Source organism: Pantoea sp., assembly GCF_028283705.1.
Lineage (GTDB): Bacteria > Pseudomonadota > Gammaproteobacteria > Enterobacterales > Enterobacteriaceae > Pantoea.
Genome location: NZ_JAPWKD010000031.1, coordinates 184,199 through 208,718, shown reverse-complemented (window position 1 = coordinate 208,718; position 24,520 = coordinate 184,199). Strand labels below are relative to the sequence as shown.

At 47.1% G+C, this 24,520-nt stretch carries 14 protein-coding genes; 13 read left to right on the top strand and 1 reads right to left on the bottom strand.

Going from position 1 to position 24,520, the window contains the following annotated elements:
* Positions 1-75: 75 nt before the first annotated feature.
* The 10 genes from PW844_RS22835 to PW844_RS22790 all read left to right on the top strand — a co-directional run bounded on the left by PW844_RS22835 (position 76) and on the right by PW844_RS22790 (position 12,632).
* Complete coding sequence (locus PW844_RS22835; protein WP_299456688.1) at positions 76-2,226, top strand: polysaccharide biosynthesis tyrosine autokinase; 2,151 nt, start codon at positions 76-78, stop codon at positions 2,224-2,226.
* Positions 2,227-2,324: 98 nt separating this feature from the next.
* Positions 2,325-3,182 carry a glycosyltransferase gene (locus tag PW844_RS22830; RefSeq protein WP_299456686.1) on the top strand — a complete coding sequence of 286 codons (858 nt, stop codon included), beginning with the start codon at positions 2,325-2,327 and terminating at the stop codon, positions 3,180-3,182.
* Between the two features lie 31 nt (positions 3,183-3,213).
* Positions 3,214-4,470 carry an EpsG family protein gene (locus PW844_RS22825; protein ID WP_299456684.1) on the top strand — a complete coding sequence of 419 codons (1,257 nt, stop codon included), beginning with the start codon at positions 3,214-3,216 and terminating at the stop codon, positions 4,468-4,470.
* Between the two features lie 29 nt (positions 4,471-4,499).
* On the top strand, positions 4,500-5,537 hold the full coding sequence (locus tag PW844_RS22820) for a glycosyltransferase family 4 protein (protein ID WP_299456682.1): 1,038 nt from the start codon (positions 4,500-4,502) through the stop codon (positions 5,535-5,537).
* 39 nt (positions 5,538-5,576) lie between these two features.
* Positions 5,577-6,392 (top strand): glycosyltransferase, encoded by an 816-nt coding sequence (locus PW844_RS22815; RefSeq protein ID WP_299456680.1) that lies wholly within the window; start codon positions 5,577-5,579, stop codon positions 6,390-6,392.
* Between the two features lie 68 nt (positions 6,393-6,460).
* Positions 6,461-7,771, top strand: coding sequence for a flippase (locus PW844_RS22810; protein ID WP_299456677.1), 1,311 nt, complete (start codon positions 6,461-6,463; stop codon positions 7,769-7,771).
* Positions 7,771-8,307 carry a serine acetyltransferase gene (locus PW844_RS22805; RefSeq protein WP_299456675.1) on the top strand — a complete coding sequence of 179 codons (537 nt, stop codon included), beginning with the start codon at positions 7,771-7,773 and terminating at the stop codon, positions 8,305-8,307. The genes PW844_RS22810 and PW844_RS22805 overlap by 1 nt, the downstream gene beginning before the upstream one ends.
* A gap of 70 nt (positions 8,308-8,377) precedes the next feature.
* A complete protein-coding gene (locus PW844_RS22800) occupies positions 8,378-9,253 on the top strand; it encodes a beta-1,6-N-acetylglucosaminyltransferase (RefSeq protein WP_299456673.1) in 876 nt (291 codons plus the stop codon).
* A 49-nt stretch (positions 9,254-9,302) separates the two neighbouring features.
* The gene (locus PW844_RS22795; RefSeq protein WP_299456671.1) at positions 9,303-10,973 is read left to right on the top strand and encodes a hypothetical protein; all 1,671 of its coding nucleotides are present in this window, start codon (positions 9,303-9,305) and stop codon (positions 10,971-10,973) included.
* A gap of 84 nt (positions 10,974-11,057) precedes the next feature.
* Positions 11,058-12,632 carry a hypothetical protein gene (locus PW844_RS22790; RefSeq protein ID WP_299456669.1) on the top strand — a complete coding sequence of 525 codons (1,575 nt, stop codon included), beginning with the start codon at positions 11,058-11,060 and terminating at the stop codon, positions 12,630-12,632.
* A 53-nt stretch (positions 12,633-12,685) separates the two neighbouring features.
* On the opposite strand, the gene pckA is transcribed toward PW844_RS22790, so the two are convergent.
* Positions 12,686-14,311 (bottom strand): phosphoenolpyruvate carboxykinase (ATP), encoded by a 1,626-nt coding sequence (pckA, locus tag PW844_RS22785; RefSeq protein WP_299456667.1) that lies wholly within the window; start codon positions 14,309-14,311, stop codon positions 12,686-12,688.
* Positions 14,312-14,529: 218 nt separating this feature from the next.
* On the opposite strand from pckA, the gene PW844_RS22780 reads away from it, so the two are divergent.
* The 3 genes from PW844_RS22780 to PW844_RS22770 all read left to right on the top strand — a co-directional run bounded on the left by PW844_RS22780 (position 14,530) and on the right by PW844_RS22770 (position 24,261).
* Positions 14,530-15,429 (top strand): LysR family transcriptional regulator, encoded by a 900-nt coding sequence (locus PW844_RS22780; RefSeq protein WP_299456666.1) that lies wholly within the window; start codon positions 14,530-14,532, stop codon positions 15,427-15,429.
* A gap of 343 nt (positions 15,430-15,772) precedes the next feature.
* On the top strand, positions 15,773-16,882 hold the full coding sequence (locus PW844_RS22775) for an SDR family oxidoreductase (RefSeq protein ID WP_299456664.1): 1,110 nt from the start codon (positions 15,773-15,775) through the stop codon (positions 16,880-16,882).
* A 290-nt stretch (positions 16,883-17,172) separates the two neighbouring features.
* Complete coding sequence (locus PW844_RS22770; protein WP_299456662.1) at positions 17,173-24,261, top strand: hypothetical protein; 7,089 nt, start codon at positions 17,173-17,175, stop codon at positions 24,259-24,261.
* The last annotated feature ends 259 nt before the right edge of the window (positions 24,262-24,520 follow it).

Genomic DNA, 24,520 nt, shown 5'->3' with positions numbered 1-24,520 from the left:
TGCAGATATTTGCCTGTCTGTCATTTGGCGCGGGCTATGCCTGTAAATTATGCAGCAAGATAACAGGATGAAATCATGGCAACAAAACCCGTTGTGAGTATTTATAGGGAAGAAGAAGATGGCGTTGAGGTAAGCCGACTCTGCGCAGAGTTGCTTGACTCGCGCCATTTGATTCTGGGCATCACCACTGGTTTTATGCTGCTGGCTTTGGGCTACGCCTTTCTATTGCCCGCCACGTACCAGGCAAATGCGCTGATTCAGGTTGAACCCGAACCGACCAACACTGTTCTGGCCAGCCGCAGCAGCCTGATGCCAGACGGTAAGCCGGTCTCTTCAATTGATGTGAAGCTGTTACAGTCAAGACAGATTATCGGTGAGACAGTGGATGACCTGAATTTGCAGGCCGATGTACAACCAAAGCGTTTACCGATAATCGGTAATGCGCTGGCGCAGCTGACGGGTGAAACCGGGGGTGAAATTGATGTAAGTCAGCTCTATCTCCCCGGGGCAACGGACGATAAAACTGACCAGGCAACATTAACGGTGATTGATAGCCATCACTATCAGGTTGACTATCATAATAAATCATTCATTGCTGAAACCGGCAAAGTAGCCGGTCAGGCGGGGATGAAGATTCTGGCAGACAGAATTAGTGCCTTGCCTGGCGCGCAATTTATCGCAACTTATACTTCGCGACTAAATGCAATCAACGCGGTGATGCGTAATCTGACAGTGCTGGACCCTGTCATGAATAGCGGCATGCTGACTCTGACACTGACAGGTAATAGCCGCAGTGAAACCATTAAGATCCTGGATAATATCGCATCGCATTATCTGAGCCAGAATATCAGCGAGCAGGCGGCGCAGGATAGTCAAAGCCTGGAGTATTTAGATCAGCAACTGCCGATTGTCCGCAGTGATTTAGATCACTATGAAGATAAGCTCAATGCCGCCAGAGAGATCAATGGGACGGTTGATCTGCCGTTAGAAGCACAGTCTGTTCTTGACCAGTCGGTAGCCATTGATAGCCAGCTGAATGACCTCACCATCAGCGAGTCTGAAATTGCGCAGCTTTATACCAAAGATCATCCGGCTTATAAGACCCTGCAGGAAAAACGTAACACGTTGCTGACAGCAAAAGCGAAATTGAATGAGAAGATTTCTGGCATGCCCCTTATCCAGCAGGAGATATTGCGCCTGACGCGGAACGTGGATGCTAAACATGATATCTACATGCGTTTGCTGGCAAGGCAGCAGGAACTGAAAGTCGCCATTTCCGGCGCGATAGGCAACGTCCGCATTGTCGATAGCGCGGTTGATGATTCCGAATCACTGTCACTACAAAAACTCATTATTGTTTTTCAGGGCCTGTTATTGGGAATTTTTGTCTCAGCGACAGTGATCTTTATCAGAATAGCGATGAATAAGGCCGTGGAATCGTCAGATGAGTTAGAACAACGCGGCATGGCCGTGTATTCCAGTATTCCGTATTCGGAATGGCTGGAAAAAAGGAATCGGAAAAAGTCCTGCCAAATGTCTTCGGCTTTTCTGCTACGTGAAAATCCTGACGATTTGGCAATTGAAGCAATGCGCAGCCTGCGTACCAACATGTATTTCGCCATGCTTGAAGCACGTAACAACATCCTGATGATTTCGGGTGCTAGCGCGAGCGCAGGGAAAACATTCGTCAGCACTAACTTCAGTGCAGTAATTGCACAAACAGGAAAAAAAGTGCTGTTGATTGATGCAGATTTACGCAGGGGGACTGCACATCAAATTTTCAATATCCCGGGTAAGGCAGGGTTAGCGGAAATACTTGCGGCGGATTATCCGATCTCAGCAGTTCTGCCGGTCGAAATCAGTGACAGCCTGCACTTTATCGCTCGTGGCAAAGTTGCTCAGGGTTTCACCGAACTCCTGATGAGTAAACGATTTGGCGAGTTAATGCGGTGGGCCGAGAAAAATTACGATCTGGTGGTAATAGATACGCCTCCGGTGCTGGCGGTGACAGATGCGGAAATTATAGGTACCTACGCCGGAACGACGATGATGGTGGTTCGCTGTGCAAAAAATACAGTAAAAGAAATCGAAATTAGTCTGCGTCGTTTTGAGCGCAGCGGCATCACAGTGAATGGCTTTATTCTGAATGGTGCAAAACTCCGCGCCAATGGCTACTACAGCTACAGCGATATCCAATATTCATATGAATCCGTTGGTAAAGGATAATAGCAGTTATTAAACGAATCAGGCGAGTTGATTTTTATTATAAATACGTTATCTGAAAATAAAGATGCATATTATTTTCTATGCATGGAGATAAGATTATGAATGCCAGGCACACAGCACAGCCATTGGTCACAGTTTACATTCCCACGCATAACCGTTCGTCGCTGGTTAAAAGCGCAATCGCATCGGTGCAAAACCAGACTTATAAAAATCTGGAAATTATTATCTGTGATGATGGTTCATCAGATGACACCGCAGTCGTCATCGCTGAGATGCAAAAGAGTGACAATCGGATCGTTTATCTGAAAAACGATGTACCGATGGGGGCCTGCTATGCCCGCAATCGCTGTATTGAAATTGCACAGGGTGAGTTTATCACGGGTCTTGATGATGATGATTATTTCTTAAGTGAAAGGATCGCTAACTTTGTCGAGGCCAGTCGCAGGCTGAACAAATCATTCCTCTGTGCCAATATGATCTTCAAGAACAGGGATATTGAACGCAAATGGAAAGAATATACCGGTGATGTCACGTTAAATATGATGGGATTTAAAAACTGGGTCGGGAACCAGGTGTTTATTAAAACGGTGATGATGAAAAACATCGGTGGTTTTGATACCACTTTTCCGGCATGGCAGGATTATGATCTCTGGTATCGCATGATTTTGCGTTACGGCGCATGTTACAGAATGAATGATGCAACTTATGTGGTGAACATCGAAGATGATCGGCCAAGAATTACAACAGGAAGTAAGGCCTGGCAGGGATATCAGAAATTTATTACCACACATAAAGCACATCTGAGTCGTCAGCACCTTAATTCTCTCTATTTTCAGGATAAGCAGAACAGGAAAGATGAGATAAATTTTAAAGAATTTATGAGCTATCCTGGCATTGACAATCTGCTAATACTGGCTAAGCAAAAAGTCAGAAAGCTTATTGGTATCCAGAAATAAAGAATCACTGACAATAATGTAAGGTGAGCTCATGACTATGAGACTGAATAAGCTAATGCCTTTGAGCTTAGCAATGAGCATGACTATTCCATTAGGCGGTTTGGCACTTTCCTTTTTCTCTCTGGATAAAAAGGGAATGAACCGTCTGCCATTTTTTGTCATGTCGATGTTCTACTTTTTCCTGCTGATTAAGATTCCGCCATTGGGCGATCTTTACCGGCGCTATCTGGAGATCAGCGCCTATGGTCCGGGAACAAGATTTTCAGATATTGCCGGGGTGCATACTGATGTCCTGCTTTATGTCAATGGCTGGATATTCCAGTTGCTGAAAATCCCGTTCTTTTTCATTCCAGCCTTTTATGGCGGACTGATGTGTTATTTGTTACTGGCCTCGTTCAGAAATGTGACGTTGATAAAAAATTCAGGGATAGAAGATCGTCCGGTATCTTGCGGGAAACTGGCATTGACTTATTTTACTGTGTTTTCAACACTCAATATCTTAAACCTGGTGTTGGGCATTCGCTACGGCACTTCACTGGTATTTATGATCTATGCGGTTACCAGCTACTACAGCCGTGGCAAGATACGATGTGGACTATTTATTGCACTTTCAATACTCATGCACTTTTCCATGGCGTTTGTATTCCTGGTATTTTTAGGAAGTCTTTTCGTTAGAGTTGAAAAGAAATTTGTCATTCCGCTGAGCATATTTTTTGGTCTGTTGAGTGCTGTTGCATTGCGATCGATTCTGCCCAGCATTTCTTTTATGGGGGTTGGTGACTATGCAATGGGAGGGTATGTTGACGGTTCTTTTAGTTCCTCCCCCAACGATAGCAATACAATTGTTGTTGCACTCATTACGCGGCTGCTTGGATTTGCTTCTCTGATCTTTTATCTGCTGAGTAAAAGTGAATTGAAAGGATACGATAGATTCCTGAATGTATTCATTCCCAGCTGTTTCATCATGTCTATTTCATACACGGCAATGGGGCGTTACCTTAACATTGCTCAATATTTGCTTGCGATCAGGCTTTGCTATATCTATTTGTTTTCTGCCGGGATTAACTCGGTAAAATTTCGCATTCTGCTCAGGAATTTTCTGGTGGTATTTGCCCTGCTAAGTTTGCTGGTCATCAATATCTATACCCAGAGAAGGACGTTGTCGATGGGGGGGTTATGGTCCTACGCCTGGACAAGCCCGGTATTTCTGCTGAGTTATAGCGAAAGTGATTTTGATAAGTACCTCAACGATATCGACTATGACGGGTACTGGATAAAACATAGATAAATTTATCAATTTTTAAAAGACACCATTAAATGAAAAACAAGATCCTTTTTATTGTCCCGAGTTTAAAAAACGCGGGGCCGGTAAACGTATGTCTGACCATAATAAAAAATCTGCCTGACTTTTATGACATTGAAGTATTGGCTCTTAATGACGGCGAACGTAAAGGGGAGTTTGCTACACGAGCGAAAGTCACCATATTCAAACGAACGGCCATTTTACAGGCATTGAAGTTTATCCGGAAAGGAGGATTTTCGGTTGTGCATAGTCATTGCACGGTCTCCGATATCTTCAATTATTTCTCGTTTGCTTCAGTTCCACAGGTCACCACCATACATAACTATTTTGAAGTGGATTTCGTGCAGACCAAAGGGTTCGTTAAAGGGATGCTTGAAGGTCTGGTCGGACGCTTCATGATTCGTCATTTCTACAAAGTTGCCTGTTCAAATGCGGTGATGAAACATTGTGTAGGTCATCACGCGATGAAGAAGGTGACTGCCATCCCCAATGGTGTCGAACAGCCGCGTTCTTTACAACATCAGCATCATGGCAATGTGGTGCATTATTTTTATTTGGGTGTGCTAAACAAAAGGAAAAATGTTCAGCAAATTCTGGAAGCGTTTGAGACCTGGTGCCAGGGGAAGCGCGCTGAACTGCATATTATTGGTTCGGGTACTGATGAAGAACATCTCCGCAGCAGATTTAACAACGAAAAGGTTATTTTTCATGGTAGTACCGATCAACCTTATTCACTGTATAAAGATTTTGATTGTTTTATTTCAGCCTCTCACGCGGAAGGTCTTCCATTAGCCCTGATTGAGTCAATGGCCTCGGGTAAGACATTCATCTGTTCAGATATCGAGCCACATAGAGAAGTTCTTAATTCCTGGGAAGAGAAAAGTGGGTTTTTATTTAATAAAACAACATCGGGGCTGATTGACTGCCTTGATGAGCACTATTTTTTCAACGACAAGGCCAGTCTGTCAGTAAATGCCAAAAACAATTATTCGAAAAACTACTCCGCAAAAAAAATGGCACTTAGCTATAGCGAACTTTATCAGGAGATTTGATTGCATTGATTACTGATTACACACAGCAAAAGGTGACGTATGTTACAACAACCATTCTCTGTATTGATGTCCTTATACTTTAAGGAAACACCAGAAAATCTGGAAAGTTGTTTTCTCAGCCTGGAGCAGCAAACGCTTCAGCCTAAGGAAATTATTCTGGTTATCGATGGCCCTATTGATAATGCACTGGAGGAAGTGGTGACACGGTGGGAAAGTAAACTCTCCGTTCAACGGGTACAACTGGAAAAAAATATCGGTTTAGGACTGGCACTGGCCGAAGGCATGAAACACTGCTCCTGCGAATACATCGCGCGTATGGATACGGATGATATCTGTCTTCCGGAACGTTTCCAGCGACAGATGAAGTTTATGGAGGAAAATTCTGAAATTGCCTTACTGGGAGCTGCGGTTATTGAGTTTGATGAAATCGGCCAGCAGCGACTTAAACGTCTTCCTGAGAACCATACGGATATTAAACGCTTTTCAAGACTCAAAAATCCATTCAATCATATGAGTGTGATTTTTAAAAAATCGGTAGTTGATCAGGTCGGAGGCTATCGTCATCATCTATTTATGGAGGACTACAATCTCTGGTTAAGAATAATCGCAGGGAATTTTACAACACATAATTTAACAGATATTTTGTTGAATGTTCGGGTTGGCTCTGGCATGTTAAAGAAACGCCGGGGTTTTAACTACATTAAGAGTGAAGCGTCTCTCTTTAATCTGAAAAGACAACTGAAGACGGTCTCGATAGTTAACAACCTTGCTGCTTTTCTTGTCCGGGTTTCTACCCGGGTTGCGCCAGAGAAATTCCTTAACTTTCTTTATCGTGTTGATAGAGTAAAAATTTAATCTTTGCCTTGCCATCCCACCATATTTATTTTTGACGTGAAACAGTTTTGCTCTTACAGGAGATTGCTGTGAACAGGCGAGTGGTCACTAATGCTTTCTGGATTATCTCAGAAAAGCTGATAGCTGTATTTGGCCTGATTTTCGTTACGTCCTTCGTAGCAAAATATGTAGGGCCAGAGATATTTGGAGAGATCGCGTTCGCGACTTCAATTTTCCAGATAACGCAAATTGTTGCCCAGATGGGTAGTGATGTTATCATTTTCAAAAGGATGAGCAGGAATCAGCAGTCGGGAATCAAGATCACACTCACCACAGCCTGGTTCAGGTTGTTGATTTTTGCTGTGCTCTGTATTCCCTTCATCGCATTTACCTGGTGGCGATTGGGTGAAGAGGGCATCTATTTTGTCTTTGCATGTTGTCTGGCCTGCTTATTCACCACGCTGGATGTTTATAACCTGTTCTTTGATGCAAAGCTGGAGTCAAAAAAGAACACCTTGATCAATGTGATTGGTCTGGTGGTGAGCCTGCTTTGCCGCTGGGGGATTGCCTGGCTGGAAATGGATCCAGTCTGGTTATGTGTACCGATAATCCTGACAGGACTGATACCTTTTGTATTGCGTCGGTTCCTTTTCCATCTGGAAATTGACCGGCCAACGGTGGTCTGGCGAAATCAGATGCGTTATGCAAAATACCTTTTTTATTCCGGTATGGCGTTTGTTATTTCCTCAATCTCGGTTGCACTCTATACGCGACTCTCGATGATGGGGCTGGAATTTATGAAAGGTCATGGGAGTGTCGGGGTGTTCTCGGTTGCGGCCACTCTTGCAGGTGCATGGTCATTTGTGTTCAATGCTTTTACAACTTCTGCATTCCCTGCAATTTTTTCAGAAAATGATGAAGAAGAGGCATTAAACAAAACGGCCAGGCTTAATATCACGGTTATTGCTTTATCATTACCTGTTTTTATCGTGTCATTCTTTTTTGGTCGCTACTTCATCGATTATTTCTATGGCGAAAAATACGAGGACGCCTATATTCCGTTGTTGATTATTTTTGGCTCGACTATGCTGTCAGCATTGGGAACCGTGTCAGGACGATTTATCGCGAAGTATTCGGGCTATGCATTTTTGTCCAAGAAAACACTGTTGGTACTGTTTACCAGTATGGCTTTGAATTTTCCACTTATTTGGTTCTATGGCATCTACGGTGCAGCGATAGCGAAATTATTAACAGAACTTATTTCTCTGACTGTCTTCAACTATTTTTTCAGAAATGGGATTGTCTTCAGACTCCATGTTAGAACATTTCAGATCAATTTGCTTGGTTTTCTTAACAATAAACAAATCAGGATTAACTATAACTCTGGATCAGGTGAGTAATGATGAATATTTTTCGCAGCATGAAACTGACATTGTCAGAAATTAAAATGAATCCAGGTATCAAGTCAAAGCTGGTTGTATTGCTGTATCGGCTGGCATCTTTACATGCCCGGCGTGTGGCGGTGTTTTATCCGATAACATTGATCTTTGTTATCATGCATAAGTTTTTTAATGAATTTATGTTTGGGATTGAAATCTCATATCGGACAAAAATTAGCCATGGATTTGTTATCTGGCATGCCTACTCGGTTGTCATCAATAGCGGGTGTGTTATTGGCAAGAACTTCAATATCAGACAATGTTGTACCGTGGGAGGGAACCGATTGTCCTACCCCGAGCACTTTATCATCGGTGATAATGTCTCGATGGGGGTTAACTCCTGTATTCTCGGTGATGATATCGAGATCGGCCATAATGTGGTGATAGGTGCCGGAGCCATAGTGATGACCAGTGTTGCCGACGATCACTACGTGATAGCGCAAAAGCCTTTTATCAAAACCCGGAAATATCAACCTGAGAACATTCGTGTAGCCTGATATGAAGTGTTGCTTATCCTGTTGATTGAATTCATTAAAATGAGCTGTTTCAACTTTAGGAGAGTAAAGAATGAAGAAAATATTTTGTATTCTTTGCCATAAAATAACCAATCCACTTTTATATACGGTGAATTACTTATCTTCTTTTGAAGAAAATGTCATTTTAATCCATGTGGATGCTAAGTCTTCGATGGATGAATTTGAAGTTTTCACCGCGAAGAATGTTTTTTTTGTCAGAGATCGTGTTGATATATCCTGGGGAGGGTATAGTCTCGTTGACTCGACGATTAAAACTTTCAATGAAGCATTAAACTTTAATTTTGATTATATGTTTTTAATTTCGGGAGATGACCTCCCATGTATGACTAATCAGGAAATCAATGATTTGTTATCTTCCATTGAAATGAGGAATTTGATCCACTATCAGGATAAACGCAATACTTATGTGGATCCTCTGCTCCGGGTCAGGTATGACTACCCACACTATTTCTATAAGAAAGATAAAAGCCTCCCTGAAAAGGTGAAGACTCGAATGTTCAGACTGATTATGCCATTTTATGTCAGCAGGCGTTTTAAACAGGATGCGCATAAGGTGGCGAAGTTTTACAAAGGGACTAACTGGATTTCATTGAACCAGAAAACGTTACAGGCTTTAATGGCATTTATTAATGCCAATGACTGGTATCGTGATTTGTTTCATCATTCTTTTATTTCTGATGAAGTTTTCTTTCATACTGCTCTTAAGGAGATCGGTGTGACCGATAATTATCATGACGAAAATAAGCTGAATGATGCATTGAGATACATCGACTGGACAACCGGACCAGATTATCCAAGAATTCTTGATAGTAGTGACCTTGAAAGGATCAAAGCTTCGGGCTGTGTCTTTACCAGGAAAATATCATCAGGCATTCCTTATGAGTTCTTCGAAAAACTGATCCAATAAATAGTAAAGGGCTGGCATCCTGGCCCGCTCATTATCAGGGTATTTCAGAATGAAGTATATCTATGTTGATCCCTCATCGACTGCCCGTGGTGATGGGAGCCGGGAGCATCCCTTTCGTTCGATGGATGAAGTCATCGCCTCTGGTGTCACCCATCCTGTTACCGTTGCAATCAAATGTGGTACGCGTTTTAACTGGTCCTATCTTAGCCAGAACAAACTCGCCTTTTTCCTGAATCGTTCGGGTACACAAAGTGTCCTGACGTCTTATGGAGAAGGTGCCTGGCCGATCTGGTATCCTAAAGATGCCGCCACACGTCATACCGACACGACTTTCCAGAACTTTAATATCAATTCGTTACAGCTCTCCTCGCCGCCTGGCGAACAGCATACCGGAGGCTATCTGTATGGCACGGTGCGGGGAGACGAAAACGGAATATGCAATCTGGAAATCCACCATATTAATTTTATCGGTGACCCCGCCGCAATTTCTGGATCCGCACCCACTAAAGAAGTCGCCTGCATTCATCTGGCAGTCAGAGACAAGACAAATATTGCCCATAAAATCTTTCTTCATGATATTTACGGTGATCACATCAACTGTGGCATATTTTTTCGTGGTAACCCCAATCTTTCCGATCCTGCAACCTATTATGGCGACCAGCGCAAAAGTTATGGGGTGCGTATCCTTGATGTTTCATTCACTAATATCGTCAACTACGGCGTTTTACTTTCCGGTGCCGCCAGTAAAAATAAAAACCGTGATGTGCGTGGTGATGAATGGGAATCAGGTTGGGATAATATTTATTATTCTTCTTACCGCACTAATGTTTATAACCCGGTTAAAGATCCACAAGCCTGGACCACAGCCCGTGCTGATGTTCCGTTATGGATGACCATGTGCGCTTATGCCACCGGCCAGAATTTTGAGGTGCACGGTTCTGGTCCGGCAGCTCCTGATCGTTACGCACTGGATTTGGATTACCATTGCAATAATTGCCTGTTACGCTGGGGCTACCTGACCAATAATGCCAAGCCGTTTATGCTGGTTCAGGGACCGTTTTCTAATAGCTGGTACCATGCTAACGGCTATAAACCACTCAGTGAAGATACCTACACTCTCTACCATACCTATGGTGTAGGCTGTGTCGATAACGTGATTGAATATATTGTCTCGTACAATGATGGGGTAGCGCGAACGCAACGGACCTCTGATATTTACTGGAAAAAAGCCTGCTGTTTCCGCTACTGCTATAACAACGTGGTGCGTAACTGCCTGTTTATCGACACCGTTTCTCAGGCCAATGACCATGTTCTTTATTGCAATCCACGTAAAGAGGATAACCCGGCGGCTATAGCGTTAACCCTGGAGAATTGTATTTTCTACTGGAAACATCGGGATAATTCAGATCTTATCAGCCCGGAGCATGTTGCGACGTTTGGCAGTTTATTGACCAAATACGCTTTTAAAAATTGTATTTTCTTCTCAGAAGCCTGGCCGGACGCCGCGTCGGCAGCCTTACCGGGGGTTTTGACCCGTGATTTACATTATGTCGATCCTAAATTCAGATTCACTGTACCCCTGGTCCCTCCTGCGGGAATAAAAGAGGCAAAAAATATCCTTCAGCTCGCCAGCGATTCTCCAGCGTTAAAAACAGGCACAGCTAACACCAGTGTGGATATATGGGGAAAAACTGGCAATAACATTGGCTGGCAGCAGTAACCAGTGGCCGATAATAATGATGTCCGGGACTCTTTTTTGTGCTGTAGAGTTTTTTAATATGACCAGCATAGGCAGTGATTAATTATGACGATATCACGCAGAAATCTTTTGCACTGGATCCTTCCTTCAGCACTTCTCACGCTGTTCTCAACCCGAAGTGCGGCGGCAGCTTCCGCTGGGGGCCAGTCAACAACGCATCCGGCACCGGGCATTCCTTTCGTTACCAAAGCAGAACCAATGGCTGATGTTTTTAGCGGTGAAGGAAAGGCGATCGTTGGCAATGGTTTAGCCTCGGTGTTTGATCGGGTAAAACAACGCGGCCAGTTCGATGTTGTGCAGGGCGCTTCGGACCCAAAAGGCATCGCCGGAATGAGTTTTGGCGGCCCGGACAACCGGGCGGCTTTAATTATTGATGAACGCGGTCGTATGCAGACCTATGCGATAAAAGAAGGACGACCCACTGCGGCCAGAGTGGCGATCCCGTTCACTGAACCCTATGGGCAAGGTGTTGCCGCATGGAATGGCAGCATATTGCGATTACCTTTTGCCGGTGCAGAGGATGATACGCTGCACTCATCGTTGATTTTTCTCCCCAAATCTGACGGCTCTGCTGACATGTATATTGCCGGTCCCGGGCAATATACCGATTACGGTGCACCTTATGGCGGGGCCGGGGTGGTTGCTCCACGCGCATTAACGGATAAGGATTTAATCGCGCCGTTGAGGAAGGGCAGTGTCTATCCCACTGGCTGGAACAGTCAGCCTTATTGGGTCAAATTATTCGCGATTAAGACCGGGATCAGAAGCTCAGGTCCCAACTTCACCGGGTTTTATATCTCCGGCGGGACGTTATCAGAATCAATCTATACCTATCTTATCCAGTGCAATGATGTTCTGGTTTCGTCTCTGAATACGACTACCGCAAAGCATGTGTTGCGTATTACGAACCTGCGCGATCCTTCCGACTCACGACATGGCATTGCAGACCTGACGCAATTTGGCTATGTGTATGATGTTCCAAACAACATGCTCATCGTGTATGCAAAAATTGCCGCACGCAATGAAGGTGCGACGTTCATACCACTGCGTTATACCGATGCCGCAAATTCAGGTGTGGATAAAGTCTTTATTAACAGTTCAGGTGATGAGCACGTCACCAGTGAGCCTGATGGTATTGTGTATGTGGAGGCGGCAAATTCATTAACATCAAATACCTATGTTCCACTTAACGACGGGCGCGTCGTGAAGACGCTGGGAGCAGTGATCCGCATTTGTGATGCGATACCGGCAGCAACCCGATCGCCGGTGCAGGATGGCTTTAAACAAAACGATAATTTTAGTGCGATTAATCGCGGTTATGCGCAGTCAGGTCAAATTGCGGTGACAAAGCAATCGACGGGGAAATATAAAGTCACAGGCGCATCCGCAATCAGGAATAATTCCACCTGGAGAATCAGCAATCCGATGATTGCGGGAGGAGGAGGAATGCAGCATCTGGTGGCTGCCATCGAGTCTGACGCTGCCAATACGCTTGTGATTGGTGTCAGGTCGCTGAAGTACGCCTATAACAGTGCGGAAGGCACTGTGACCCCGGTTGCCGGTGACTATGCTGATATTCCTGCTGACAGCTGGGTCGATATACATACGACACTGCTGTGATGTATGCAGATGGCCTCCCCACTGAATACCGGGGAGGCATGCGTGCTTAGCCGTTATTCGCTGGCAACATCAGGCCCTGCCAGGGCGATGCGCGCGCCTTCCGGGGTTTCTGCGTACTGACTGAAGTTCGTCACAAACAGGCGGCCCAGTTTGGTCGCTTCTTCCTGCCATTTTTCTTCAGATCCCCAGCCATTACGCGGATCGAGCAGTCTGGTTTGCACTTCCGGCACCGCATCCGGGATCAGCAACCCAAATACCGGCAGCGTGTTATCGCCGAGCACAATGGTGTCATTCAAAATGCCACGAATGATATTACGCGTATCACGCAGTGAAAGTCGCTCACCGGCACCATTCCAGCCGGTGTTGACCAGCCAGGCTTCTGCACCCGTTTCGGCCATTTTCTCCGCCAGCACTTCAGCGTACTGGGTCGGATGCAGCATCAGGAATGCCGCGCCATAGCAGGCTGAAAACGTCGGAGTGGGTCGGGTAATGCCGCGTTCGGTGCCCGCCAGTTTCGAGGTAAATCCAGACAGGAAGTGATACTTCATCTGGTCAGTCGTCAGGCGCGATACCGGCGGTAATACGCCAAAAGCGTCAGCCGCGAGGAAAATCACTTTAGACGGATTTCCGGCACGCGATACCGGCTTGACGATATTCTCAATATGCGACAGCGGGTAGGAGACACGGGTGTTTTCGGTTTTGTGCCCATCAGCGTAATCAACGCTGCCATCAGCTCTGACGACCACATTCTCCAGCAACGCATCGCGGCGAATAGCGCGGTAGATCTCTGGCTCAGCGGCCTCACTCAGATTGATAGTTTTGGCGTAGCAACCCCCTTCAAAGTTAAACACGCCTTCATGGTCCCAGCCGTGTTCATCATCACCGATCAGCTCACGCTGTGGATCGGTAGAAAGGGTCGTTTTGCCGGTACCTGAGAGACCGAAAAACAGCGCGACATCGCCCGCTGCACCACGGTTGGCTGAGCAGTGCATTGAAGCAATGCCCCGCTGCGGCAGGAAATAGTTCATCACTGAGAATAAACCTTTCTTCATTTCACCGCCGTACCAGGTGCCACCGATCAGTTGCATCTTCTCGGACAGGTTAAAGGCAACAAAATTCTCAGAGTTCAGACCCTGTGCCTGCCAGTTCTGATTAGTGCACTTGGAACCGTTCATCACGATAAAATCAGGTGTGAAATTCTCCAGTTCTTCAGCCAGCGGCGGAATAAACATGTTTTTCACGAAGTGCGCCTGCCAGGCAACCTCGGTAATAAAGCGTACCGCCAGGCGTGAGTCGGTGCTTGCTCCACACCAGGCATCGACGACATACAGTTTTTTACCGGATAACTGGTTTGAGACCAGATGGCGTAATTCAGCCCAGACCGAAGGGGACAGGGGTTTGTTATCATTGCGGCCGGTACCGGCGTCAGACCACCACACGCTATCCTGCGTCAGCTCGTCGCGGACAATATATTTATCCTTCGGAGAACGACCGGTGAACTCGCCGGTATCAACTGCGACGGCACCGGATGCAGTCATCATTCCGCGCTCATAGCCACTGAGTTCAGATGAAGTTTCATGCTCGATAAGCAGATCATAATCCGGGTTATAGATCACTTCAGAAACGTCGGTGATCCCTAAATCTGACAGGGCAGTTTTAATCATCGCAGTGCTGGACATGTTATACCTGACTGATAGCTGGCTGAGTATTGGGTTGCATTAAACTGCGACCGGTTGTTGAGCGTGATAGTTAACTGAGCTGTTAATGAGTTTACGGAAATCAGTTAATCAACTGTTCTGGATACTAGCACCATCATTCAGATGCAATGATTGCATAATTTCTATATGCCATGCATAATTTGCATAGCGCCAGTTATGGTTTTGTGAGATTCCGCACTGTGGTCAGTAATCTTGAAGTTAAATGGTTTTATGACGTCATTGCTCTGGAAGAGACCCGCAGCTTTACCTTAGCGGCGGAAAAAAGAAACATTTCCCAGTCTTCATTTAGCCGCCGGATTCAATCACTTGAGTCTGCCATCGGCTTTGCCATCTTCGATCGCAGCGTCAATCCACTGCAACTTACCCGGCAGGGGAAGAGTTTTGTCGGTTATGCCCGCAACATGCTGGATGATATGGACTACCAGCTGAATCGAATCAAAGGGCTGGATAACTTTCGGCAAAGTATCAAGTTCGATGCCGCCCCCTCACTTTCCGTACTGCTGCTGCCTAACCTGATCGCCGGATACACCGATAGCGCTGAAAGAATTCATTATGTTGAGTCGATCAACGTTGACGAGGCGGTTTATAACCTGAAAGAAGGAAAAAGCGACTTTATTCTGACCTTCTACAACGAAGAATTTATGAATTATCCCTTTATTCATCATAAGGTTTTTGATTCCTTCCTTCATCTGGTCAGCCCCTGTGATGTGGATGGCAGACCCTTATTCAGTCTGAATGGCGATGTTTTGCCGTTGATGAAATATGCCAACGACAGCTATATGGGGCGCCAGGTTAATCAGGTCATCGATAAAATTCCCGAGAATACCTTTACGCTCAGCTTTGTGTCTTCCATGAGTGAGCTGCTCAAACGGATGATCGTAAATGGTCATGGGGTGGGGTGGTTACCGCAGTATTCGATTCAGCGGGAATTACGAGAAGGCAAGCTGGCCATTATGGATGGTTCACTGTCGTTGCCGATCTCGGCATATGTTTATCGTTCGGGAGCGAGGCTAAATCTTGCGGCAGAGCGCTTCTGGCAGCATATAAAATCGCAAAATATCAGGTTGGATGAGTTCTAACTCGCCATATCAGGTTATCGCCCTATTTTATATGAATTCTCTGGTGACCGGGCAGAATGATGGTAATAAGAATGAGAATTCTATCTATTTGATTTTTTTACTGCATGCGCCGATGTTTTTATTAAAGTGTTTCAGGGGTATAAATAAGTGCGTCAAAATGAAAGCGGCTGAAGATATTATCGACAGGATTTCCCTTGTGCCATGGAAGCATTGACCTTTCTTGATAAAGTTCACTCCTCCTGCCAATTTTTTTATGAATTACTTATTTAACTGCCATTTAATCTCGATGGAATAACGTGTGCCGGGATAGCCACTCTTTACACAACACCATTAGATTAAATCCATGCAAAATATATTAATCACAGGCGCAACAGGTTTTCTTGGCGGCGCAGTTACTGCTAATTTGTTAAAGAAAGGTCAAATAAACAACCTGCTACTGCTTGTCAGGGGAGAAACGCCTGAAGAGGGACTGGAGCGGGTTAAAAAAAATCTGGCGAAGTTCGGACTGGATAGCATTCTGCTGGATTCCCTGACAACGCAACAAATCCTGCCTGGCGATCTCTCTGCACCAGAGCATTTTACAGCGGATCCCCGGCTTGATGATGTTACTCACGTCCTGAATTGCGCCGCTGTGGCATCGTTCGGCAATAATCCCTACATATGGAAGGTAAACGTGGAAGGCACCTTCAAGTTTGCCAGCCGTATGAGTCAGGTGAGTGGACTTAAACGCTTTGTCCATGTGGGGACTGCCATGTCTTGTGTTCCTCGTGCCAACAGTCTGGTGACGGAAAGCGAACTGACCACATCCCGTCAGCAGCACATTGTTGAGTACACCTGGAGCAAAGCGACAATTGAAAGAATGATGACGGAGTCCTTACCTGCTCTGCCTCTGGTGATTGCGCGTCCTTCCATTGTGGTAGGTCATTCGCAATACGGTTGTGAACCCTCTGCCAGTATCTTCTGGGTGTTCCGCATGGCGCTTATGCTGGGTAAATTTATGTGCGAGCTTGAAGATCGTATCGACGTTGTTCCGGTGGATTACTGTGCCGATGCGCTCGAATTGCTGCTGACAGCTGACAAAGTTGAGAAGGATGTATTCCACATTTCAGCCGGGGTGGAAAGTAGCGTAACCTTTGCCGAAATCGACATCGCGATGGCAAAAGCATCTGGAGACGCACCCGTTTCTGCAACCTACCAGAAAGTTAATTACAAAGAATTGAGTGCGGATAAAAAGAATTTTTCTGCACTTTTTGGTCCGTGCAACGAACGCATCATGCTGCGGGCGATGAATCTTTATGGCCATTTTTCACAGCTTAACGTGGTTTTCAGTAATGAGAAGCTACTCAAATTAGGCATGCCACAATCATCAAAATTTACTGATTATCTTGATCGCTGCGTAGCTTCAACTCAGGGTTCTACTATTGCGGAGTTGATGGCGATTGATTTTAAATAACAAGGCGTAACCCAAATCATCCCTGTATATGCGATGCGGCGCAATGTATTGCGCCTGTTTCTGGCATCGTCGAGTGCATCCATGGCATCAGCCAGTTTTCTCCGTATTTCTTCTCCTTTACGTTCCCTGCTGCAAAATTTCTTCTGCTTACTGACCGCCCTGATAACAAGCCTATTCGCCTGGTAATTGGGCTAAATACATAAGTTCAGGTCTTTTCCCGATAATCCCGCCGAAGTGTTACCTGTAATCTCCCTGATTAATTTTTCTACTTTTTTACATCAGGGATTTCCATGGTTTCCAACGTTCTTAACAGCCGCATTCACACCCCGGCCGCAGAATCTCTCAGTATCGCAGGCAAATCCGGCAGTGAAGAGTTTCCGGTCCTGGCGGAAAAAAACGCTATCAGCTTATTCGATGCTCTCGAGATGCTTGCTTTTAATCCTGAAGGTGCATTCAACAAAACCGGTTCCGGCGAACTGTTAAACCTGAAGGATGAGCAGTGGGAAATGATGGCCTGGCTGGAAGCTAAAACCAGTGTGACATTAAATTTCAGCGAAGAGAATGGCCCCGTGAAACCTCTGGCAGAGAGGATGACCTGTAACGGGGCACCGGTTTCGAAAGAACAGTTCCATAAGTCGATGGAAGCGTTGGCCGAACTTTCTGAACACAACCCGGTACCTGAGCCCACGGTTGAGCAGGCGGAGACGCCGCTGTTCCCGGCGCTGGAGGAAGACATGCCCGAAGTGAAGCTCCCGGACCTGCTTAAAGAGCACGGGAAGCTGCAGGAGTTCCGCCGTCTGGGGAGGCTTCAGGAGCACCTGGACGTCAATATGGATGAGATGAAAAAGGTCCAGACGGAGATGTCGGAACGAAAGTGGTCCCCCTCGGAACCGTCTCTGAAAAAGGCTGGCGATGCTATCGGGGAGCTGAGCAAGGCCCTGGCGGGGTTGCCTCCGCAGTCAGGCCACCAGAAGGTTGGGATGATGAACGCGCAGCTTTCGTTAAACGGGGTGGCAGAGGCGCTGAAGAAGGCGGATGCAGTGCTGGCCGGGGTGGCGGAGCACCGGAAAAGCGGCGGCGTGGCGCAGCTGGCAGAGGGGCCGGAAGCGGTGCGGCGTGAGCTGCAACAGGCGCTGGGAAAAAGCAGTTTTATGTACCTGTGGCAGGCGGTGGAGGTGTCGGAAAAAGACAAGCCCTGGTCGGAGCAGGCGCTGCTGCATAAGGGTCTTGGAAACGCTTACGATGAGATGAAGTCAGACTGCGAGAAGGTAGTGAAGGCGCTGGAAAAGGTGCGCGACGCGTACCTGCGCGATGTGCGGTCAGAACAGAACGGGCTGCTGGAGGAAGAGCTGGCGCTGACGAAATTAGCAGTGGACACCGACGGGGCGGACGGTATGTCCGCCAGAATCCGGGACGCAGCACGGGCGCTGGCAACGCTATGTGGGGGGATAGGGAGTGAGCTGTCAGAGGAGGCAGGAAACAGGAAGACCGCGTCGTTACAAAACATGAAGGAAGCCGCCGTGGAACTGCGTAATCTGTCAGCGGCGCTGCACAGTGCCGCAGCCATCCGGGAGGTGACAGACGCGGCAGAGAAGGAAAAAGGGGGAGAACCGGTGAGGGCGCTGGCGGTAAAGGCGCTGGAGACGGTGATGAAGGACCTGAGTAAAGCGCGGGAGAGTCTGAAGCAGCACCTGAAGCCGGGGCGTATAAACCTGACGGAGAAAGCGTTATCGCGAGGCAGCCACTCACAACTTGCGCAGCAGCTTGAGAAGGCTGCCGCAGCGGTGAAAAGCGTGAAGAAGGCTATGGACCAGAACCGCAGTTTGCTGAAACTGGAAGTGGAGGTGGAAAAGGACGCGGTGGACGTCTTTCTGCATGTCCTGAAATCTGACAGGGCCATGAAGGCGACGGGGCGGCAGTGGGACAAGGTGGTGGACGTGGCGTCGGCGCTGGGACACCTTGCGGTGAAAGGCTGGCGTGCCACGCAGACCGGTATGGCGCACGGCTTTAATCCGGCGGAGCACAGCGATTTTCACTCGCAGATCAGGGGGGTGGTGTCCGGTCCGCTGGGGATGATGGTGAATGTTCAGCGGGCGATGGAAGACCTTGCCGGGGCGGCGATGGCGGCGTCAGAGAAGAAGCCGCAGGTGAAAAGACAGCTGAATGACGACTGCCGGGCACTGACCCCGGACCAGCGGAAGGAAACGCTGCAGCAGTACCGGGAAGAAAAGCTGGCGGAGCTGGATAAAAAACGGGTAGCGGCAGAGCAGCAGACAGAGATGCTGGGGCTGGTGATGGCGATGACGGAGAGTGAACTGGAAGACATGCTGGCAACCTTCACTGATGATCGGCACAGGAAGAGCATCGGAGTGCTGAGAAATAAGTGCCGCGCCACGGTAAAGCAGTGCCGGGAGGCGACCGGGAAAATGTGCCGCGAGATGGAGCAGCTGGTGAATCCGGGCGGGCGCAGCGGGATACCGGCGACAGCCCTGCGGGGTAAGCAGGATTACAAAAATGCTCAGCGCGCCATCCAGAAATGCCTGCAGTCCTCTGAGGCGGCGATGAAGAGTCTGTCGACGGAGCTGGCGGAAATCACCCACAAGGCGATTAACCTGTTTTCAAAGGATGCGAAGCTGGCGAAACATATTGCCGGGGTGGTGCACGCCAGTAAGGCCCAGATACCGGAGAATGCAGATGAGGCGCAACGGGCGCGTTTACTGGTGCTGTTTGACAGGATGGTAGATGAGCTGGGGCCGGCTTTTAAAACAGACGAAGACCCGGAGGGTAAAGATTTTGCGGCGCGTGTCAGGCGGGAGCTAATGCTGCATGACATGGAGGTGAACCTGGTGGCGGAAACGCCGGAACGAGCGGCGGAGCATCTACAGGGCTGGGTGCAGAAGATGACGAAAAAGTCATCCGGGAAGGTGTCCTCTGAGTTTACCAAAAGGATGGCGCAGACGCTGCTGGGACAGACAGCAAAGAGCCTGCTGGGCGGTATGTTCCATGGGACGAAGATACTGAAGTTCGGGTACAGCGTGGGGAAAGCGGTTGAGTCCTATCTATCGGACACGCAAAAGCTGGAGAGCACCGGGACGGTAGAGCGCCCTGTCCCGCAGTATATGCTTGATGCGGTGGAAAAACGGCTGATGTGCTCATTGATGGAACAGACGGTGAGTTTATTTGCGCCTTCGCTGCTGAAAACGGGTGTGCAGATTGGCTTTATGGTGAATAAAGTCCGGCAGGAAGGCTTCAGTGAGACGATGAAGGAGACGGTTGCGAAACTGCCGGAGAATATGGTTATTGATGGCGGTTTTCAGGGGATTATCGCGGCCGGAACAGTGGAGGTACGTGCGTTGCAGGAAACCGCAGCAACCGAAGCCGTGCAGGCAGCCACCCGCAGTGAAGGAAACGCGGGTGAAGCGGATAAGCCCAAAGTGGGGAAAGGCCGCCCGGCAGAGGCGCACCGGTTAGCGGAGCCGCAGGTAAAAAGCCGGGTCGGACGAAGTGCTCCGCCCGACAGGGAACAGGCAGCATCTGATGCCAGAGCCGTACAGCCACCGGTAAATGCTGCATCGGAAGCGGCAGAGGATGGTATCCCGGTGGATGCTTCACAGAAGACGTCCGTCGGCAATACCGACGCGACCGAATTCACGATGACCGAAGAGGAATATAACGATACGCAAATTGGTATCGACGTCCGCAATAGCACCAAAGTCAGAACATTTATCGAGAAAGATATTCAGGATGTCATAGACAGGCATCCTGATGGGCATGGAAAAATAACCTCCCCCTATAGCTGGGTGGATACCGTTAATTACAAAACAAAACCCCCCACTTTTGATCGCAAGCGTGTGATTGACATCTATACCGGTAACGGTGTTACTGATGATGTAAAGATATTGTGGGAAGGTGGCACGGGTAAGCGTGATTCAACTGACACCACAGAAGCCTTCCGCAGGGATCTTTTTGGTCATAAACCGTATAAATCAGACAAGAATAAGCCTTTCGAAATTATTCGTCTTACACCTGATGATGTAAATAATGCTGAGCGTTCATACACCAGGCTGCATCAGGCATGGACGAATCATATGACTGGAATGCGAAATCGAAAGCCTGAACTGGCAACGCTTTACCGCAACGCATTTAAACTTGGTTTTACCAATGCACTTAATTCGTCGGAAAATAATCATTCCGAAACTGAAAAAATAGCGATAAGGGGGTACTTAAACGGTGATACCAGCGGTGTTATCACTCTGAGATATAATGGGCAACCGGTACAGGACGTTATCGCCCTGGTTGTACCTGGTACCTCGGAGAATGAAACACATATATTAGTTATGGATTATGATGGCAACTTCAAACGGGTTAAGGCTACTCGTGAACTTGGTGAAATTAAGGATGGTGATACCCGCTACGCATTTAAACCTGATGAAGAGACTCAGCAATTTATTTCCCGGCGTCTGGTTTTGGGTGACAGGGAAAAAGCCTCAGCTCAGAGAACCCAAAAAGTCATCATGGACCCTTCCAGTCATTACGACACAAAACTGGCAGACAGGTATCTTACTACTCAGGATAGGGAGTTCAAACGAGTGGTGGCGGATCCAAAGAAGGAAATGCTCGATATCACATATAAAGCGATTGATGATATGGCAGGGCATCTGAGTATGGCGCTGGGTATGGCGGGTTTTCCTGAATCTACGCCGATGGGAGTGCTTGTTGGTGCACTCATAACCACAGGAAAGGGAATTGTAAAATACGTTATCACCCCAGCTGATGAAACGACCCGGTTGCGGAATATCCGCAACCAAACCATCAGAGATGTCCTATCGGGGGGGGTTGCCGACGAAATTACCGGGAAGACGATGGATAACTTGCCAAAGGGTGTTAATAAAACGGCAAAAAGCGGTCTGGTGTGGTATCAAAAATCAACAATGATGTCTGGGGATGCGGGTAAGATATTCAATAAAGGCCTTGATAAGGCATATGACTGGATGGGGTTGGCCATAGAGGATACGACGAGACCCGACACCCTCTTTTCAAATGCTGAGCAAACATCTGCACCCTCAGAGGACGCGCTGACTTCATCTTCCGGTGTCGGCGCGGATAGATCAAAAACTGAAACACTATGGACCCAGACCTTAGCTGATCTTAATAAGGGATTTGACGAACTTAGATATACTAAGCTATCGAAAGAAACCCTGGAAAGGCTGGAAAAATCAGGAATAGATTATAAGAAAATACTGGATAAGCATGGTAGCCCTGCTTCCATTGAAAAAGCGACCGTTAACGGCGTTACGGATTATAGCCAGGTAGTATATGATCAGCACGGCGTGAATGAACTCTGGGGGGAAGCCTCGAAATCGCATAAGAAATGGTCCCAGTCTGAGCGCCTTGAGAGAATGATCGATAAACTGGGGGAGCTGGAGAGTAAAGTAACGGGTGATCAAACCATCCAGATTCCATACAGTTTATTAAAAGACTTTCGCGATGCGGGGATTGATATAGATGATTACCTGTCAGGAAATGCTGTCGATGATGATAATAATCCGCAAACCCGATACGCGCAGAAATCTGAGCGTGCACGGTTAAATCACACTGAGCTAAAAAGATTAAAATTCATAGCGGAAGCGAAAAAGCTGCAACCTTCAGATATTAACGGCGCTCTAAAATTACTTGATGAAATAAGATGGTCCTTGAGTGGCGATGAAAAAACCACCATACCAGATGAGTTACAGCAAATACTTGAGAAACAGGGAATAAAGGTTAAGGATTATATCCGTACTCATGGCGACGAAGGACCTGCCCGTAAGGCAGTAAGTCAAAAAGGACTTCCACAGCTAGATCGACATTTATTGTTATCCGATCGTACCCTGGATAAACATCAATTCAGTGATCTGGCGGTGATGGCTCGTCTTAAACTCCTTGAGAAAAACGTGCAGGCACCTAAAGATGAGGTTGAGTCACTGATAAACAGTGGCACCCCAGGTCGATTAACTCCGGCGACAATTACGTCACTGAGGAATAATGGCATAAATATTGACGCTATTGCTCATCGTTATGGTACATCGTCTTCAAAAGAGGCGGCAATGAACGCGACAGGCGAACTTAATGTTGAAAAGGTTGATATTGATGCGAGCGGGGCCTTGTTACTTAGAACAAAAATTGAGAAAAAAATCAGGGACTATAAAATCAGTATAATGATTGAGAGAATGAAGTCTCTTAATAAAACGCCAGGTGTTGGCTATCGCCTGCCACATGATATTACTGACTTTATTAAACAAGGTCAGGCAACCAGTGATGGTGAACTCTTTCTGGAACATCTCAGACATAAAAATCTCAGCGATGCACAATTGAAATCGCTGCGCTGGATGTTAGAAGCTGAAGTTGAGTTATCTCCCGAAAGTACGTATGAAGAACTCGCTGCATTTGTACGCAAAATGGAAAGCGAGACTGCACCGGGGGAAAACGTTACTCTTCCCCCTGCTTTAATTCAATATTTAAGAGCGCGTGGGGTGAGTATTGATAAATATCTGCAGGAGAAGGGTAACTCAGAGATTGCGAAAGAAAATGCCAGAATAAGAGGTGATGAAAATCACCTTAACAAGGCAGAAATTGATATAAATAAAAGTCACCTCAAAGAAATAGAGGACATGGTTTTTGCTCAAAAAAGAAGGGCTGAGACTCCTGACATGATGAAGAGGCTAAATGATAGCAGGATGTCAATAGTTGGAAATGGCGAAGTTGACCTGCCTGAAGATATAAGGAAGTTTGTACTTGCCAGTCCGGAAATTGATGATAACAACAAGTTTCTGGAAGAGTTAAAATGGAGGACCGTGACCAAAGCCGAACTGGACTGGCTATATTGGACATTAAAAGCTGAAAATGAGCTAGGCACAGACAGTACTCCGGAACAAACCACTGCCTTTATGCGGGAAATGGAAAGTTCAATGGCCGGGGATGAGGTCAGAGCACTTCCTCCACGTTTAATTAACCGTTTGAAGAGCCATGGTATTGACGTTGATGATCATCTTAAACGGTTTGGTGATACCGGGCTTGCAAAGAATCTTGCGGTACTACGAGGCACTGAAAACATTCTCGACTCGAGAGATATTAAACTGAGTAAGCCTGGGCTCATAAAGTTGAGAGAGATGCTTGCCGCTAAGCCCGGTGCGCGGTTGAGAGAGATGCTTACCGCCGATCCAACTACGCAGTTGAGGGGGATACGTGCCCGCAAGCCAGCTGCGAAGCCGGAAGAGAAGCCAGCCGCCAATCCAACTACGCAGCCGGGAGAGATACCTGCCAGCAAGCCAGTAACGCAGCCGAAAAATGACGACATGATTCCCTTTATGGGAATGTCTGGAGAACGAAGGATGTGGTAGACGCAAGATAAGTCATATGGTCTGCGGAAAGCAAAATAGCGTACACTGGCAAGCGGTTCCCGGCCTCGTCATCTGAGATTGTTCAGCCTGCCTTGTCAGGTGAAACCAGTCTCGCGAGAGTAAGCTTTCTGGTTTTATTCGACCTGGACAAGGCGGCGGGAGCCATTCTGGAAACGAAGTCGCGGTGCCAGTGACTTCCGGCGGCGCGCGGATTTCAGGTTGTCGCACAATGTTGCATGGAGGAAGGTGCTGCCGGTAA

Bases quoted from the DNA above. Each gene is read 5' to 3' on its own strand.
- PW844_RS22825 (WP_299456684.1), top strand. From the start codon at position 3,214: ATGACTATGAGACTGAATAAGCTAATGCCTTTGAGCTTAGCAATGAGC.
- pckA (WP_299456667.1), bottom strand. From the start codon at position 14,311: ATGTCCAGCACTGCGATGATTAAAACTGCCCTGTCAGATTTAGGGATC.
- PW844_RS22770 (WP_299456662.1), top strand. From the start codon at position 17,173: ATGGTTTCCAACGTTCTTAACAGCCGCATTCACACCCCGGCCGCAGAA.
- PW844_RS22830 (WP_299456686.1), top strand. From the start codon at position 2,325: ATGAATGCCAGGCACACAGCACAGCCATTGGTCACAGTTTACATTCCC.
- PW844_RS22790 (WP_299456669.1), top strand. From the start codon at position 11,058: ATGACGATATCACGCAGAAATCTTTTGCACTGGATCCTTCCTTCAGCA.
- PW844_RS22820 (WP_299456682.1), top strand. From the start codon at position 4,500: ATGAAAAACAAGATCCTTTTTATTGTCCCGAGTTTAAAAAACGCGGGG.
- PW844_RS22775 (WP_299456664.1), top strand. From the start codon at position 15,773: ATGCAAAATATATTAATCACAGGCGCAACAGGTTTTCTTGGCGGCGCA.
- PW844_RS22835 (WP_299456688.1), top strand. From the start codon at position 76: ATGGCAACAAAACCCGTTGTGAGTATTTATAGGGAAGAAGAAGATGGC.
- PW844_RS22800 (WP_299456673.1), top strand. From the start codon at position 8,378: ATGAAGAAAATATTTTGTATTCTTTGCCATAAAATAACCAATCCACTT.
- PW844_RS22815 (WP_299456680.1), top strand. From the start codon at position 5,577: ATGTTACAACAACCATTCTCTGTATTGATGTCCTTATACTTTAAGGAA.
- PW844_RS22795 (WP_299456671.1), top strand. From the start codon at position 9,303: ATGAAGTATATCTATGTTGATCCCTCATCGACTGCCCGTGGTGATGGG.
- PW844_RS22805 (WP_299456675.1), top strand. From the start codon at position 7,771: ATGATGAATATTTTTCGCAGCATGAAACTGACATTGTCAGAAATTAAA.